This window comes from Motilibacter peucedani, from assembly GCF_003634695.1.
GTDB lineage: Bacteria > Actinomycetota > Actinomycetes > Motilibacterales > Motilibacteraceae > Motilibacter > Motilibacter peucedani.
In genome coordinates, this window is the sequence record NZ_RBWV01000009.1 from 109,431 (window position 1) to 125,193 (window position 15,763).

A 15,763-nucleotide genomic window follows, 5' to 3' on the forward strand; every position below is an offset into this window, starting at 1 on the left:
TCCGGCGCTGTGACAGGGTTTGCGCGTGCGTCCCCTGCCGTCCGACAACCACGTCCACTCCCAGTTCTCCTACGACCGCAAGCCCGAGAGCTCGATGCTCGCCGCGTGCGCGCGGGCGGTCGAGCTCGGCGTCCCGTCGGTCGCGTTCACCGAGCACCTGGACTTCTCCGTCTGGCAGGCCGGTGACGCCGTCGCGGCTCGCGTGTCGGCCGTGGAGCCGGACCCGCGGATCCAGCCCCTCGACCTGGAGCACTACCTCGCCTCGGTCGCCGAGTGCCGCGACCGCTTCCCGGACCTGCGGGTCCTGACGGGTGTCGAGTCCGGCGAGGCGCACCTGTTCGGCGCGAGCCTCGACCAGGTGCTGCGTACGGGTCGGTTCGACCGCGTGCTCGGCTCCTGCCACGCCGTCGTCCACGAGGGCGTCCTCGTGGAGGTCGACACGCTGGTCGACGTGCTGCCGACCCCCGAGCTGATGCACCGCTACCTCGCCGAGGTGCTCCGGCTGGTGGAGGGCAGCTACGCCTTCGAGGTGCTCGCCCACGTCGACTTCGCCCGCCGCTACGTGCGCCCCGGCACCTTCGACGAGGCCGCCCACGAGGAGGACTACCGGGCGGTCTTCCGCGCCCTGGCCCGGTCGGACCGCGCGCTGGAGGTCAACACCAAGAGCCCGCTCGCGTCGGTCGACCAGGTCCGCTGGTTCCGCGAGGAGGGCGGCCGGGCGGTGTCGTTCGGCAGCGACGCCCACGTCCCGTGGATGGTCGGCAGCGACTTCGAGCTGGCCGTGGACGTGGTGGAGGCCGCCGGCTTCCGCCCGGGCCGCGACCCCTACGACTTCTGGCGCGCCTGACCCCGCCCCTGGCGATGATCATGGGTGGGGGTGGCGGGCGTCGGAGCGCGGGCGGCGCAGCGTGAAGCGCTCGAAGACCTCGAGCTGGCCGTAAGGCCCGGTCACGTCGTAGTACGTCACCTCGATGCTCGTCACGCCGCCGTCGCGGGTGCCGGGATCGACCGCGAAGGCCGCGAAGCCGTACGAGTGCGCCGCGTCTCGCACGGCCGACCAGGGCGCGTCCTCGACCACGTAGACCGGCGGCCGCTTCCCCGTCGCCGGGTTGACCGGACCGACCGAGGTGATGACCCGGCACTGCGGCGGGTCGAAGAACAGCTGGTTCGACGGGGCAGACGTGCCACCGCCGCCGAGCACCATGTGGACGGTGCCCTGAGTCGTGTCGATGACATCGGTACGCGTCGAGCGCGGCACCGGCGTGAGCGTCGGGTTCGAGACCTGGCCGCGGACCGGGTGCGAGCGCTCGTAGTGGTGCTCGTGGCCGCAGACCACGAGGTCCACTCCATACCTGTCGAACAACGGCACCCACTCCTGGCGAACCCCGAGGTCGGCGCCGTTGAACATGTCAGCGGTGCTGATCGCCACCTGGTGCATGCACACGACGATCCAGTCGACGTCACGGTCGCTCCGAGCAGCCTGGAGCTCCTTCTCGAGCCAGGCCTTCTGCGCGCCCGCGGAGTAGCCGCGCACGTAGTTGTCGCCGCCGTCCTGGTAGCAGACGTCGTCGTTGTTGAGGCTGATGACGCGTACGCCGCCGACCGTGAACGAGTACCAGAGGCCTCGTGTGGTCTCGTCCTGCCCGCTGGCAGACGGGACGGAGAAGTAGGTCTGGTAGGCGGAGTAGCCGATCGGACCGTTGCCCTTCTCGTCCTCGTGGTTGCCCGCCGAGGGCATCCACGGGCGGTTGCGCGCGCTGCGCGTGTTGTTCTCCCAGAAGTCCGACCAGGTGCGCACCCGGTCGGTCGCGAGGTTCGCGTAGCAGAGGTCGCCGTTGAACAGGTGGAACAGCGGCTCCACCCGCTCGACCCCGGCTGTCGTGTCGCCGGCAGCCGGTGACCCGAGGTTGTCGTTGACGAAGGGCGGGTTGGCGATCTCCACACCGGCCGGCGGGACGTAGCGCTTGCCGAGGGTGGGCGTGCCCTGGTCGCCGAAGCTGGTGAACGTGAAGGCGGCGCGGCCGCGGGGGGCGGTACGGAAGGTGCCGAGCTCGGGCTCCGCGCCGTCGTGCACCGCGGCGTAGGTGTAGTCGGTGTCGGCGTGCAGGCGTGGGATGCGCGCGTGGTGGGCGTAGACGACCTGGCCGGACTTCCCGTCGGTGTAGCTCGTCGTGCGCGCGGGCCAGGGGTCCACGAGCGCGCGACCGGTGCGGGCGACGAGCACGCGCGGGTGGCGCACGGGCTGCAGCGAGTGCCACGACACGACGACCTCGTGGGCCGCGTCCGCGCCGAACTGCAGGTGCAGCCCGGCCACGCGGGGGGTGGTGAGCGGGTCGCCGCCGCCGAAGGGTCCGGGGTCGGGGGTGGCAGCCTGCGCGCTGGGCGCGAGCACGGGCCCGGCGGCGACCGCGGCGGTGCCCACGCCGGCGGCCGCGAGCAGGGCGCGGCGGGTCAGTCCGGTGTCAGGGGGGTTCGTCATGCCCGCCAGCCTGTCGACCGCGAGGTGTCGCACCCCAGGGCATCTCGGTGAACTTCGGGCAGCTCGCGTGAACATCCGGCGAACTCGGGCGCAGGGTCAGCGCCCGCAGCGCAACGAAATACCATACGCTGCAGGCATGCGACGCGGCCGGACCACCATCCAGGACGTCGCTCAGCAGGCCGGCGTGTCCGTGGCCACCGTGTCCAAGGTGATCAACGCCCGCTACGGCGTCGCGGCCGCCACCGCTGCGAAGGTGCAGGCGGTCATCGAGGAGCTCGGGTACGAGTCGAGCCTGGTCGCCCGCAGCCTGCGCAGCCACCGCACCGGGGTGATCGGCATCCTCGTCGCCGAGCTCGAGCCCTTCACGGCGGAGCTCCTCAAGGGCGCCGGGCGCGCCGTGGAGGGCTCCGGCTACGAGCTGATGGTCTACGCCGCAGGCGGTCCAGGCATCGAGCGCGTCGGCTGGGAGCGTCGCAACCTCTCGCGCCTCGGCGGGACCCTCATCGACGGCGCCATCCTCGTGGCGCCCACCGTCGTCACGCCCGACGACACCATCCCGCTGGTGGCGGTCGACCCGCACCGCGGCCGCTCGGGCCTGCCGATGGTCAACTCCGACAACCGGGCCGGCGGCCGTGCGGCGACCGAGCACCTGCTCGCGCTCGGGCACCGGCGCATCGGCTTCCTCGCGGGCCGGCCCGACCTCGAGTCGGCCGAGCAGCGCGAGGCCGGCTACCGCGACGCGCTGGCCGCCCACGGCATCCCGGTCGACCCGGCGCTCATCGAGGTCGGCGGCTACGAGCAGGAGCGCGCGGAGCGGGCGGCGCGGGCGCTGCTGACGCTGCCCGACCGGCCGACCGCCGTGTTCGCGGCCAACGACCGCTCAGCCATCGAGACGCTCGAGATCGCACGCACGCTGGGGATCTCCGTCCCGGGCGAGCTCTCCGTCGTCGGGTTCGACAACATCCCCGAGTCGGTCATGTGCCACCCGCCGCTCACGACGGTGGACCAGTTCATCCAGCACATGGGCTTCGACGCCGTCGAGCTGCTCCTGCGCATGCTGGCCGGCAAGACGCCCGAGCAGACGCACCTGACCCGGCCGACCACGCTCGTCGTGCGCCAGTCGTCCGGCACCGCGCCCGGCCGGCGCGCCCCGCGGCCCGCCAAGGTCGCCGCCGCGCGCTCTCGGACGACCGCCACGGTCGCCCGCGCCGCTCGCGCCTGATCTTCCGGAAGACCTGACCTCCCAGGCACCCGTGCGTGCCGATTCTTCCTGCTGCGCAAGGCTTGACCTGCGGACGGCGGTCTGCCTACCTTTGCGCGCAGCTTCCGGAAGACTGGCTGCAAGATCACGGAAACTTCCACCGTCTCGAGGAGTCCCATGCCCGCACTACGTCGTTCAGTGGCGATCGGCGTCATCTCAGCTGCTGCTGTCGCCGCCGCGCCGCTGGCATCCGCGATCGCCGCCTCCCCGGCGACCGCCGCCACCGCGAAGACCAGCTCGGCGAGCGCCAACGCTCCGAAGTACCCCAAGGACTCGCTGCGCGAGCTGGGCCAGAAGGTCGGCCTGCGGATCGGCGCGGCGCTCAACCCCGACCTGCTCGGGACCGACGCGGCCTACACCAAGATCGCCAAGCAGCAGTTCTCCACCGTGACCCCGGAGAACGTCATGAAGTGGGAGGTCGTCGAGCCCGCCAAGGGCACCTACGACTGGTCGGGCGGCGACAAGCTCGTCGACTTCGCCCACGCCAACCACCAGCGCGTCCGCGGCCACAACCTGGTCTGGCACAGCCAGCTGCCGAAGTGGCTGACGCCCGACGGCTTCACGACGACCTACAGCTCGGCGCAGCTCAAGGCGATCCTGAAGAAGCACGTCCAGGACGAGGCCCGGCACTTCAAGGGCAAGATCTGGCAGTGGGACGTCGTCAACGAGGCGTTCAACGACGACGGCACCCCGCGCGAGGACATCTGGTACAAGGCCTACGGCAACCTCGACTACATCGCCGACGCCTTCACCTGGGCCCACCAGGCCGACCCGAAGGCGCTGCTCTTCTACAACGACTACAACATCGAGTTCACCGGGCCCAAGAGCAACGCGGTCTACAGCCTGGTCAAGAAGCTCAAGGCGCGCGGCGTGCCGATCCAGGGCGTCGGGTTCCAGACGCACCTCGACACCCAGTACCCCTACCCCGACCTGCGCGCCAACCTCACGCGCTTCGCCGCGCTGGGCGTCTACGTCGCGGAGACCGAGGTCGACGTGCGTACCTTCACCAAGCCCGACGCCATGAACACCCCCGTCGACGGGGTGCACGAGTCGGCGCAGGTGGCCTACTGGTCGCGCACCATCCAGGACTGCCTGTCGGTCAAGGCGTGCATCTCCTACACGCCCTGGGGCTTCGGCGACGCCTACTCGTGGGTGCCCGGTGTCTTCGCCGGTGAGGGCGCGGCGCTGCTCTACGACGAGCAGCTGCAGCCCAAGCAGGCGTACACCGTCATCCAGCAGGACCTCGAGCTGGCCGACGGCGCGACCCACCGCTCGCACAGCCAGGACTAGCGGGACCCGGAGCCGGTCCGGCGGCTCCTGAACGCACTGCGGGGTGCTCCTCCTCCGGGAGGAGCACCCCGCAGTCGTGTCCGGAGGGGTTGCGGCGGGGACCGCCCCCGACGGGCTCAGTCGACCCAGGAGGTGGCGGCCAGCACGCGGCCGTGGCCGACCTCGCGCCGCTCGCCCGTCATCTCGAGCGGCAGCGCCGCCCGGACGTCGACCGAGGACGCGCCGACCTGGAGCTCGACGTGGCCGGTGTCGACGATCCGCCGGCCCGCGCGGCCGGTGTAGGACGTCTGGTCGGCGTGGACCTGCAGGTGCGCGACCGTCGACTCTCCCGGCGCGAGGCGTACGCGCAGGGCGCCCACCAGCTGCTGCACCGGGCGCACGACCTCGGCGGCCGGGTCGTTGAGGTAGACCTGCACGACCTCGGAGGCCTCGCGGTCGCTCGCGTTGGAGAGCTCCACCGAGACGGTGACGGTGCCGTCGGTCGCCCAGACCTCCGTGTCGACCGAGACGCGGCCCCAGTCGAGCGAGGCGTAGGACGTGCCGTGCCCGAAGGCGAACAGCGCGCCGGGGTCGATGTTGCTGACCTCGCTCTTCCTGCCGAGCGGCGGAGCGAGGTACGTGCTCGGCTGGGTCGCGCCCTCGCGCGGGAAGTGCACGGGCAGCTTGCCGCTGGGGTTCACCGCTCCGGTCAGCACGCCGGCCAGCGCCGGGCCGCCCTCCTCGCCGGGGAAGAAGCCGACGACGCTCGCGGCGAGCCGCTCGACCTGCCGGCCGATCTCGTAGGGCCGCCCGACGAGCAGCACGAGGACCACCGGGGTCCCCGTCGCGAGCAGGGCCTCGAGCAGCTCCTCCTGACGGCCGGGCAGGCGCAGGTCGGAGGCGTCGCAGCCCTCGCCCGAGGTGCCCCGGCCGAACAGCCCGGCCCGGTCGCCGAGCACGGCGACGCACACGTCGGCCCCGCGCGCCGCGGCGACAGCCTCGGCGATCTCCTCGTCGGTGCCGTCGACGACCCCGCAGCCACGGGCGTGCGTGACCTGGCCCTCGACCACCGCGCGCAGCGACTCGAGGACGGTCGGCACGTCGACGCCCATGGCGACGTCGGGGTGCTGGGCGCCCACGTGCATCGGGAACGAGTAGCAGCCGAGCATGGCGGAGGAGTCGTCGGCGCGCGGGCCGACGACGGCGATCCGCCTGCCGGGCGCCAGCGGCAGGGTGCCGTCGTTGGCGAGCAGCACCACCGAGCTCTCGGCGATCGTCCTGGCCAGCGCGCGCGACTCCGCGTCGTCGAGGTCGACGCCGGCGAGCGCGAGCGCCTCGGGCTCCGGCGACCAGTCGGGGTCGAGCAGGCCGAGCTCGGCCTTCTGCGTCAGCACGCGGGCGCAGGCCCGGTCGACGAGGGTCTCGGGCACGGCGCCGGAGCGCACCGCCTCGACGAGGGTGTCGCCGAAGCAGTTGACCGTGGGGAGCTCGACGTCGATGCCCGCCAGCAGGGCGAGGTGCGCCGCCTCGGCCGGGGTGCCGGCGACGTTGTGCAGCGTGTGGAGGAACGCCACGGCGAAGTAGTCGGCGACGACGGTGCCCTCGAAGCCGAAGGTGCCGCGGAGCAGGTCGGTGAGCAGCCGCTCGTCGGCGGCGGCCGGGACGCCGTCCATGTCGGTGTAGGCGTTCATGACCGAGCGCGCGCCCGCGGCCAGCGCCATCTCGAACGGCGGGAGGATCACGTCGGCGAGCTCGCGGGGGCCGATCGAGACGGGCGCGAGGTTGCGCGCCGCGCGCGAGGCGCTGTAGCCGGCGAAGTGCTTGAGGGTGGCGACGACGCCGGCGGACTGCAGGCCGCGGACGTAGGCGGTGGCGATCTCCCCGACGAGGTACGGGTCCTCGCCGATCGTCTCCTCGACGCGGCCCCAGCGCAGGTCGCGCACCACGTCGAGCACGGGCGCGAGGCCCTGGTGCACGCCGAGCAGCTGCATCGAGCGGCCGATGCGTGCAGCCATCTCCTCCACGAGCGAGGGGTCGAAGGTGGCACCCCAGCACAGCGGGTTCGGGTAGATCGTCGCCTGCCACGCGGTGAGGCCCGTCAGGCACTCCTCGTGCACGAGGGCGGGGATGCCGAAGCGGTTGGCGCCGGTGATCTCCTCCTGGCTGCGGGCGAGGCCCTGGGCGCCCGTGCGCGGCTCGACCGGCCGGGTGCCGAACGGCCGGGTGAGCTGGCCGAGCCCGCGGGCGATCAGCGAGGTCCAGTCGAGCTCGGGGCCGGCGAAGTCGTGCTGGTGCGGCGCGACGCCGTCACCGGTGTCGTCGAGCCCCACCCAGACGCCGTAGAGCTGGGCCACCTTCTCCTCGAGGGTCATCTGCTCCAGGAGGTCCGCCGCGCGCGACGCAGGCGCCGCGGAGGGGTCCTGCCACACGGAGGCAGGTGCTGCCTGCGAAGTCGTCACAACGTCTCACTCCCAGAGGTTTCGTCCGTGCGGGCGGCGGCGGCGCAAGGTGTCCGCGTCCGTGCTCCCGCGCCCGCTGCGGCGTGCGCGGGGGGCTGCCAGGCCGCTCAACCTACCGGAAAAGTATCGCAACGTAATCGTTATCGACAACGTTTGACACTCCCCCGCGACGCTCCTACCTTCGGACTCAGGTCCCGTCGGGCGAGTACCCCCGACGACCACCCACATGCCGCCCGCTCGGGCCGTCATGACCACTTCCGCACGAGGCCCTGCCTCGCCTAGTCCCGGAGCATGAGACGACGATGAGGATGAAGAAGTTCTCGGTGGCCTCGGCCGCCGCCCTGCTCTCCGTGGGGGCCCTCACGGCCTGTGGCGGCAGCAGCGGCTCGGGCTCGAGCGCGAGCTCCGGCTCGGGCGAGAAGTCCGGTGGCAACGTCACGATGACGCTGTGGCACAACTCGACCACCGGCCCCGGCAAGGCGTTCTGGGACCAGACGGCGAAGGACTTCACCGCCGCGCACCCGAACGTCAAGATCAACGTCCAGGCCATCCAGAACGAGGACCTCGACGGCAAGCTCCAGACCGGGCTCAACTCCGGCTCGGGCCCCGACATCTTCCTGCAGCGCGGCGGCGGCAAGATGGCCGCGATGATCCAGGCCGGGCAGCTGCTCGACCTGAGCCCGCTGGTCACGGACGCGACGAAGAAGGCCATCCCGGCCGGCTCGTTCAACGCCGAGCAGCAGGACGGCAAGACCTACGCGATGCCGATGGCCGTGCTCCCGGGCGGCTTCTGGTACAGCAAGGACCTCTTCCAGAAGGCGGGCATCACGGCCACGCCGAAGACCATGGACGAGTTCAACGCCGCGGTGACGAAGCTCAAGACGGCCGGCATCCAGCCGATCGCCCTGGGCGCCAAGGACGCGTGGCCGGCAGCGCACTGGTACTACTTCTTCGCCCTCCGCGAGTGCAGCTCCGACGTGCTCAGCGCGGCGACGCAGTCGCTCAAGTTCGACGACCCGTGCTGGACCAAGGCGGGCCAGGACCTGCAGAACCTCAACGGCACCAAGCCCTTCAACCAGGGCTTCCTCACCACCTCGGCCCAGCAGGGCGCCGGCTCGTCGGCCGGCCTGCTCGCCAACCACAAGGCGGCCATGGAGCTCATGGGTGCGTGGGACCCGGGTGTGATCGCCTCCCTCACGCCCGACAAGAAGCCCCTCGGCGACCTCGACTGGTTCCCCTTCCCCGAGGTCTCCGGCGGCCAGGGCAAGCCGGGCTCCATCCTCGGCGGCGTCGACGGCTACAGCTGCTCGGCCAAGGCCCCCAAGCAGGCCTGCGCCGACTTCCTGAACTACATCGCGACGACCCCGGTGCAGGAGGCCTACTACAAGGCCTACAACTCGCCGCCGGTCAACACCGAGGCGCAGAGCGTCGTGACGGAGCCCTACCTCAAGACGGTGCTCTCGTCCTACAACTCGGCGCCGTTCGTCTCGCAGTGGCTCGACACGCTCTACGGCCAGAACGTCGGCAACGCCCTCAACGTCGGCGTGGTCAACATGCTGGCCGGCAAGTCCGACCCGGCCGGCATCATCAGCGCCGTCAACACTGCCGCCAAGAAGTCCTGACGGCGCATGGCATCCATCGGTGACAGCCGGCGCGGCACCGCGCCGGCGTCCCGGTCGGACCTGGTGGCGAAGGGGGGCAGCGCGGCGCTCGCGCTGCCCCCTCGGCGGCGCGCACCGCGCAACAGCTGGCGCACGCGCCTCGAGATCGCCTTCCTGTCCGTACCGGCCCTGGTCATCTTCCTGGGCTTCGTGATCTTCCCCGTGGTGATGGCCAGCTACTACGGCTTCTACTCGTGGAAGGGCTACGGCCGCCCCACGGACTTCGTCGGGCTCCAGAACTACCGCACCATCCTGGGCGACCCCGACTTCCGCTCGGCGCTGTGGCACAACGGGATCCTGGTCGTCTTCTCGATCGTCATCCAGGGCCCGATCGCGGTCCTGCTCGCGCTGCTGCTCAACCGCAAGATGCGCGGGCAGTCGCTGATCCGCGTGCTGCTGTTCGTCCCCTACGTCATCGCCGAAGTCGTCGTCGGCACCGGCTGGTCGTTGATGCTCCAGTCGAAGGGCGCGGTCAACGACCTGCTCCACAACGTCGGTCTGGGCGGGCTCCAGCAGGACTGGCTGTCCAACCCGCACGTGGCCATCTGGACGCTGATCGGCATCATCACCTGGAAGTACGTCGGCTTCGCGGTCATCATCGTGCTGGCCGGGCTCCAGGGCATCCCGCACGAGCTCTACGAAGCGTCGGCGATCGACGGAGCGTCCTACTGGCAGACCCAGCGCTCCATCACGCTGCCCCTGCTCGGCCCCACGCTGCGCATCTGGGCGTTCCTCTCGATCATCGGCGCCCTTCAGCTGTTCGACCTGGCCTACATCATCTGGGGCCAGTACATCGCCTCGACCGCAGGCACCTCGACGATGGCGACCTACATGGTCGGCAACGGGCGCAACGCCGGGAGCTACGGCTACGGCAACGCGGTGGCCGTCGTGCTCTTCGTCATCTCCCTCGTCGTGGCCCTCGTCTACCAGCGGTTCGTGCTGCGTCGCGACACCGAGGGCGCTATCACAGGAGGTGGCCGCTGATGGCCGCGGTGGACGTCGCAGCCCGCACCGACCGGCCGGCCGGCCGCGCTCGGGAGTCCAAGAAGCTCGAGTGGGGCAGCCCGGCGGTCTACGCCGTCGCCTTGCTCATGGTCGCCGCGATGCTGGCCCCGGTGGTCTACATCGTCCTGGGCGGGTTCCGCACCAACGCCCAGATCACCACTCACCCTGCCGCCTTCCCCGGCCCCTGGCAGCTCGGCAACTACACCGACGTGCTCGGCAGCTCGGTGTTCTGGCGGGAGGTGCTCAACTCCACGATCTCCGCCGGCGTCACCACCATCGGCGTCGTGGTGCTCGGGCTGATGGTGAGCTACGCACTGGCCCGCTACAGCTTCCGGGGCCGCGGGTTCATGTACGCGCTGTTCGCCTCGGGGCTGATGTTCCCGGTGACCGTCGCGATCACGCCGCTCTACATCCTCATCAAGGACCTGGGGCTGCTGGACAGCCTCGTCGGCGTGATCCTGCCGCAGATCGCCTTCGCGCTCCCGACCACGGTGATCATCCTGGTGCCCTTCCTGCGGGCGATCCCGCGCGAGCTCCAGGAGGCGGCGGCGGTCGACGGCTGCAGCTCGCTCGGCTTCTTCTGGCGGATGGTGCTCCCGCTGTCGAAGGCCGGCGTCATCACCGTCGGCATCCTCGCGTTCATCGGGGCGTGGAACAGCTACCTGCTCCCGCTGTTCATCCTGAACGACCAGGGGTCGTTCACCCTCCCGCTGGGGGTGCAGGCGTTCTCGTCGCAGTACTCCGTCGACACCGCGAAGGTGATGGCCTTCACCTCGCTGTCGATGCTCCCGGCGCTGGCGTTCTTCAGCCTGTTCGAGCGCCGCATCGTCGGGGGGCTCACCGGTGCCGTCAAGGGCTGACGCCCCCGTGCAGGCGCCGGGTCGCGCGAGCGGCCCGGCGCACCGCACGGGCGAGGCTGTCGTGACCGTCCTCGGCGCCGACGGCCAGCCGCTGCGCGACACCGAGCTCGTGGTCCGCCAGACGGGCCACGAGTTCCTCTTCGGGTGCATCGGCTTCGACCTGATCCCCTACGCCAACGGCGAGGTGGGCCAGGAGGGCGAGGGCTCCGTCTTCGGCGGCGACGTGCCCGTGGTGCAGGCCGAGGACTTCGCCGAGAAGTGGCTGCAGCTGTTCAACTTCGCCACGCTGCCGTTCTACTGGGGCGACTTCGAGCCCGTGCGCGGGCGGCCCGACACCCAGCGCCTGCTCGCGGCGGCCCGCTGGTTCGCCGACCGCGGCGTCGTGGTCAAGGGCCACCCGCTCGCCTGGCACACCGTCACCGCGCCCTGGCTGCTCGAGCTCTCCGACGAGGAGGCCCTCGAGGCGCAGCGGGCGCGCATCCGGCGCGACGTCGGCGACTTCGCCGGGCTCATCGACTCCTGGGACGTGATCAACGAGGTCGTGATCATGCCCGTGTTCGACAAGTACGACAACGGGCTGACCCGCGTGGCACGACGCTTCGGGCGCATCCCGCTGATCCGTACGGTGTTCGACGAGGCGCGCGCCGCCAACCCGAGCGCGACGCTGCTGCTCAACGACTTCGACATGTCGACCGCCTACGAGTGCCTCATCGAGGGCGTCCTCGAGGCCGGCATCCAGGTCGACGCTCTCGGCCTCCAGAGCCACATGCACCAGGGCTACTGGGGCGAGGAGAAGACGCTCGAGGTGCTCGACCGGTTCGCGCGCTACGGGCTCCCGCTGCACCTGACCGAGAGCACGCTGCTGTCGGGCGCGATCATGCCGCCCGAGATCGAGGACCTCAACGACTACCAGGTGAGCGAGTGGCCCTCCACGCCCGAGGGCGAGGCGCGGCAGGCCGACGAGGTGGTGCGCCACTACCGCACCATGCTCAGCCACCCCGCGGTCGAGGCGGTCACCTACTGGGGGCTCTCCGACGCGGGCGCCTGGCTGGGTGCGCCGGTCGGCTTCCTGCGGGCCGACGGCACGCCCAAGCCGGCCTACGACGCGCTGCACGCGCTGGTCAAGCAGAAGTGGTGGCTCGAGCCGACTCCGCTGCGCACCGACGGCGAGGGCCGGGTGCGCGTGAGCGGCTGGCGCGGGTCCTACGAGGTCGAGGCGGCCGGCGCCACTGCCGGCTTCCAGATCGCGGCGGGGGCCGGCACGCTCGACGTACGCCTGGGCCGCTCGGAGTCCTAGTCTGGCTGGATGGCCAGCCAGCCGACCCCCAGCCAGCAGCACTCCACCACCGGCGAGGCCGGGGGCGCCGTCGTCTCGGGCGCCCTCGACCTCGACCTCCTCGGTCCCCGCATCAGCCGCCACGTCTACGGCCACTTCGCCGAGCACCTGGGCCGCTGCATCTACGGCGGCTTCTTCGTCGGCGAGGACTCCGGCATCCCGAACGAGGGCGGCATCCGCCTCGACGTCGTCGAGGCCCTGCGCGCGCTCGACATCCCGAACCTGCGCTGGCCCGGCGGCTGCTTCGCCGACGACTACCACTGGCGCGACGGCATCGGCCCGCGAGAGAAGCGCCCCCGGATGGTCAACAGCCACTGGGGTGACGTGGTGGAGGACAACTCCTTCGGCACCCACGAGTTCATGCACCTGTGCGAGCTGCTCGGCGCCGAGCCCTACGTCTCCGGCAACGTCGGCTCGGGCACGCCCCGCGAGATGAGCGAGTGGGTCGAGTACCTCACCCGCGGCGACGACAGCCCGATGGCCTCGCTGCGGCGGGCCAACGGCCGCGACGAGCCCTGGGCGGTGCGGTTCTGGGGCCTCGGCAACGAGCCGTGGGGCTGCGGCGGGAACATGCGTGCCGAGCACTACGCCGACCTCGCGCGCCAGTTCGGCACCTACGCCCGCGACCACGGCACCAACGAGCTCTACCGGATCGCGGCGGGCGCCGCCGACGACGACTACCGCTGGACCCAGGTGCTGATGGAGGGTCTCGGGCGCCGGCTCGGCACGCGCGGCCCGCACCGGGGGCACGGCCTCAGCGTCTACCAGGCCGTCTCCTTCCACTACTACACCGTGCCGGGTCCGTGGGAGCACAAGGGCAGCGCCACCGAGTTCGAGACCGACGACTACTACCGGACCATGGTCGAGGCCCAGCGCATCGAGGAGCTCCTCGCCGGCCACGCCGCCGTGATGGACGCCTACGACCCCGAGAAGCGCGTCGGGCTGGTCCTCGACGAGTGGGGTACGTGGTTCGACGTCGAGCCCGGGACGAACCCCGGCTTCCTGTTCCAGCAGAACACCCTGCGCGACGCGCTCGTGGCGAGCGTCCACTTCGACGCCTTCCACCGGCACGCCGACCGCCTGGTGATGGCCAACATCGCCCAGACGGTCAACGTCCTCCAGGCGATGCTGCTGACCGACGGCGGGACGCTCGTGCGCACCCCGAGCTACCACGCCTTCGAGATGAGCAAGGGCCACCAGGACGCGCAGGTGCTCCCCCTCGTCCTGCGCTCCCCCGCCCCCGCGCTCGACGTCGACGGCACGCCGCTGCGTACGTTCTCGGCCTCCGCAAGCGCGAAGGACGGCAGGGCGCTGGTGTCGCTCACCAACCTCGACGCCGACCGCCCGGTCGACGTCGAGCTCGACCTGCGCGGCGCCGGCGTCGGCACGCCGAGCGCGCGCATCCTCACCGCCGACTCGCTCGCGCGGCACAACACCGCCGACGAGCCCGACGCGGTCGTGCCGCAGGCCTTCTCCGGCGCGCGGGTCGAGGGCGGGGCGCTGCGCCTGGAGCTGCCAGCGCACTCGTTCGTCACGGTGGAGCTGCCGCTCCAGGCCTGAGCGGCTCCCGCGACGCAGCGAGGCCTCCCACCCCGCGTCAGGCACGCGGTGGCGGGAGGCCTCGGACGGGGCCGCCGGCTGCTAGGGCAGCAGGGTGATGCGGTCGAGCGCGGGCACCGCGAACGGCGACGACGGTGACGAGTGCGCCGTCAGGTAGGCCGCGAAGGCGTCGATGTCGATGCCGCCGTAGAGCGGGTCGGCGCCGTCGGCGAAGGTGGTGAAGCCGTCACCGCCCTCGAGCAGGAAGTTGTTGCCCGCCACCCGGTAGGAGCCCCCCAGGTCCAGCGGGGTCCCGTTGACCCGGATGTCGCTGACCTTGGAGCCGAGTGGCGCCGAGGTGCTCCAGGAGTAGGTCAGGCCCGAGACGCCGAGGACGCGCACCTGCCCGGGCTGGGGGTTGTCGAACTGCTGCTCGAGCACCGCCTTGACCTGGACGCCGGTCAGCGTCTTCGAGACGACGTAGTTCGAGAACGGCTGCACCGAGAACGCCTCGCCGTAGGTCACCTTGCCGTCGTCGTCGATGAGGTCGGAGCGGATGCCGCCGGGGTTGGTGAACCCGATGTCGACCGGGCCGCGGCCCGCGACGCTCGGGTCGGCCTTCGCCGCGTCGGCGATGACGTCGCCGAGCTGGGACTCGCCGCTCGCGCTGGTGGAGCGGGTGAGGTCCTGGTCGACGTAGCCGAGCACCCGGCTGGCGATGGGGCCGAGGTAGCCGCGGTAGCGGTCGAGGATCGTGGTGATCGCGGGGTCGGGTGCGACGTCGCGGCTGTTGAGCAGGTTGACCGCCGAGGTGGCGCTGCGGTCGACGTCACCGGTGCGCCGGTCGAGCACCAGGTCGACGTCGGTGATGAACCGGCCGTAGTTGCCGGCCTGGACCACGAGCCGCTTGTTGCCCGCCGGGTCGTCGAGCTTGCAGTTGTAGGCCTGGTGGGTGTGGCCGGTCACCAGCACGTCGACCGCGGGCGTGACGTTGGCGTTGATCGTCGTGATGGGGGCCGACAGGCCCTCGCACGCGTTGTAGGAGCCGGTCGTCTCGCCGCCCTCGTGGAGGACCGCCACGATCGACTGGACGCCCTGGGCCTGCAGCCGGGCGGCGTACTTGTTGATCACGGTCGCCTCGTCGCGGAAGGTGAGGCCCTTGACGCCCGAGGCGGTCACGATCGAGGGGGTCGTCTTGGTGACCACGCCGATGAAGCCGACCTTGGCGCCGCCGTGGAACTTCTCGACGTGCGTGGCCGCGAGGATGGGCTCGCCGGTCGCGGTGAGCTCGACGTTGGCGGCGAGGTAGTCGAAGTCGGCGCCGCGGAACCGCTTGCCGCCGTTGTCCTTGTCGGCGCAGCTGTTCTGGTTGTTGGCACCCTCGACGCCGTCGCGGATGCAGCCGCCCTTCTGGATGCGGAAGAGCTCCTTGTAGCCCTCGTCGAACTCGTGGTTGCCCACCGCCGAGAGCTGCACGCCCATCGCGTTCAGCGCCTGGATCGTCGGCTCGTCGTGGAACGCGGCCGAGAGCAGCGGCGAGGCACCGATGTTGTCGCCGGCGGTGAGGGTGAAGCTGTCGCGCTGGCCGGCGCGCAGCTGCTTCAGGTGCGTCGAGAGGTACTCGGCACCGCCCACGACCGTCACGGCGGGCGTGCCGTCCGGGTTGGTGCCCGTGGTCACGCGGCTGCTCGACCCGGTCAGCGGGTCGAGGTTGCCGTGGAGGTCGTTGAAGGAGAGCAGCTGGATGTGCTGCAGGGGCGCTGACCTGATCGACTGCGCCGACGCGGTGGTCGGCAGGCTCGCGGTCGCGAGCGCGGCGCCGGCGGTCGCGGCCAGTGCGACGATCCGCGCGGTTCGGGAGGTTCGGCTCATGTCCGTGCACGTTAGGCATCCG

Annotated in this window: 11 protein-coding genes; 8 read left to right on the forward strand and 3 right to left on the reverse strand. The window is 71.4% G+C overall.

What is annotated here, in order from left to right:
• Nucleotides 1–25 precede the first annotated feature (25 nt).
• Entirely contained in the window at nt 26–847 is an 822-nt protein-coding gene (locus CLV35_RS02030) for a PHP domain-containing protein (protein ID WP_183061614.1), read from the forward strand.
• Between the two features lie 18 nt (nt 848–865).
• Here the strand turns inward: CLV35_RS02030 and CLV35_RS02035 are convergent, their stop codons facing one another.
• Nucleotides 866–2,479 (reverse strand): purple acid phosphatase family protein, encoded by a 1,614-nt coding sequence (locus CLV35_RS02035; protein WP_121192290.1) that lies wholly within the window; start codon nt 2,477–2,479, stop codon nt 866–868.
• 136 nt (nt 2,480–2,615) lie between these two features.
• Here CLV35_RS02035 and CLV35_RS02040 point away from each other — a divergent pair, with 136 nt between their 5' ends.
• Both CLV35_RS02040 and CLV35_RS02045 read left to right on the forward strand, forming a co-directional pair.
• Nucleotides 2,616–3,701: a LacI family DNA-binding transcriptional regulator gene (locus CLV35_RS02040; RefSeq protein WP_121191749.1), complete on the forward strand. Its 1,086-nt coding sequence runs from the start codon at nt 2,616–2,618 to the stop codon at nt 3,699–3,701.
• Nucleotides 3,702–3,857: 156 nt separating this feature from the next.
• The gene (locus CLV35_RS02045; protein ID WP_121191750.1) at nt 3,858–5,030 is read left to right on the forward strand and encodes an endo-1,4-beta-xylanase; all 1,173 of its coding nucleotides are present in this window, start codon (nt 3,858–3,860) and stop codon (nt 5,028–5,030) included.
• A gap of 116 nt (nt 5,031–5,146) precedes the next feature.
• Here the strand turns inward: CLV35_RS02045 and CLV35_RS02050 are convergent, their stop codons facing one another.
• Entirely contained in the window at nt 5,147–7,468 is a 2,322-nt protein-coding gene (locus CLV35_RS02050) for a beta-xylosidase/alpha-l-arabinosidase (RefSeq protein ID WP_231121359.1), read from the reverse strand.
• A 308-nt stretch (nt 7,469–7,776) separates the two neighbouring features.
• Here CLV35_RS02050 and CLV35_RS02055 point away from each other — a divergent pair, with 308 nt between their 5' ends.
• The 5 genes from CLV35_RS02055 (at nt 7,777) to CLV35_RS02075 (ending at nt 13,890) form a co-directional block, all read left to right on the forward strand.
• Nucleotides 7,777–9,090 (forward strand): ABC transporter substrate-binding protein, encoded by a 1,314-nt coding sequence (locus tag CLV35_RS02055; RefSeq protein ID WP_121191751.1) that lies wholly within the window; start codon nt 7,777–7,779, stop codon nt 9,088–9,090.
• A 6-nt stretch (nt 9,091–9,096) separates the two neighbouring features.
• The gene (locus CLV35_RS02060; protein ID WP_121191752.1) at nt 9,097–10,113 is read left to right on the forward strand and encodes a carbohydrate ABC transporter permease; all 1,017 of its coding nucleotides are present in this window, start codon (nt 9,097–9,099) and stop codon (nt 10,111–10,113) included.
• The gene (locus tag CLV35_RS02065) at nt 10,113–10,994 is read left to right on the forward strand and encodes a carbohydrate ABC transporter permease (protein WP_121191753.1); all 882 of its coding nucleotides are present in this window, start codon (nt 10,113–10,115) and stop codon (nt 10,992–10,994) included. The genes CLV35_RS02060 and CLV35_RS02065 overlap by 1 nt, the downstream gene beginning before the upstream one ends.
• A gap of 61 nt (nt 10,995–11,055) precedes the next feature.
• Complete coding sequence (locus tag CLV35_RS02070) at nt 11,056–12,291, forward strand: endo-1,4-beta-xylanase (RefSeq protein WP_231121363.1); 1,236 nt, start codon at nt 11,056–11,058, stop codon at nt 12,289–12,291.
• Nucleotides 12,292–12,300: 9 nt separating this feature from the next.
• On the forward strand, nt 12,301–13,890 hold the full coding sequence (locus CLV35_RS02075; RefSeq protein WP_121191755.1) for an alpha-N-arabinofuranosidase: 1,590 nt from the start codon (nt 12,301–12,303) through the stop codon (nt 13,888–13,890).
• An 81-nt stretch (nt 13,891–13,971) separates the two neighbouring features.
• On the opposite strand, the gene CLV35_RS02080 is transcribed toward CLV35_RS02075, so the two are convergent.
• The gene (locus tag CLV35_RS02080; RefSeq protein ID WP_121191756.1) at nt 13,972–15,741 is read right to left on the reverse strand and encodes a bifunctional metallophosphatase/5'-nucleotidase; all 1,770 of its coding nucleotides are present in this window, start codon (nt 15,739–15,741) and stop codon (nt 13,972–13,974) included.
• Nucleotides 15,742–15,763 lie beyond the last annotated feature (22 nt).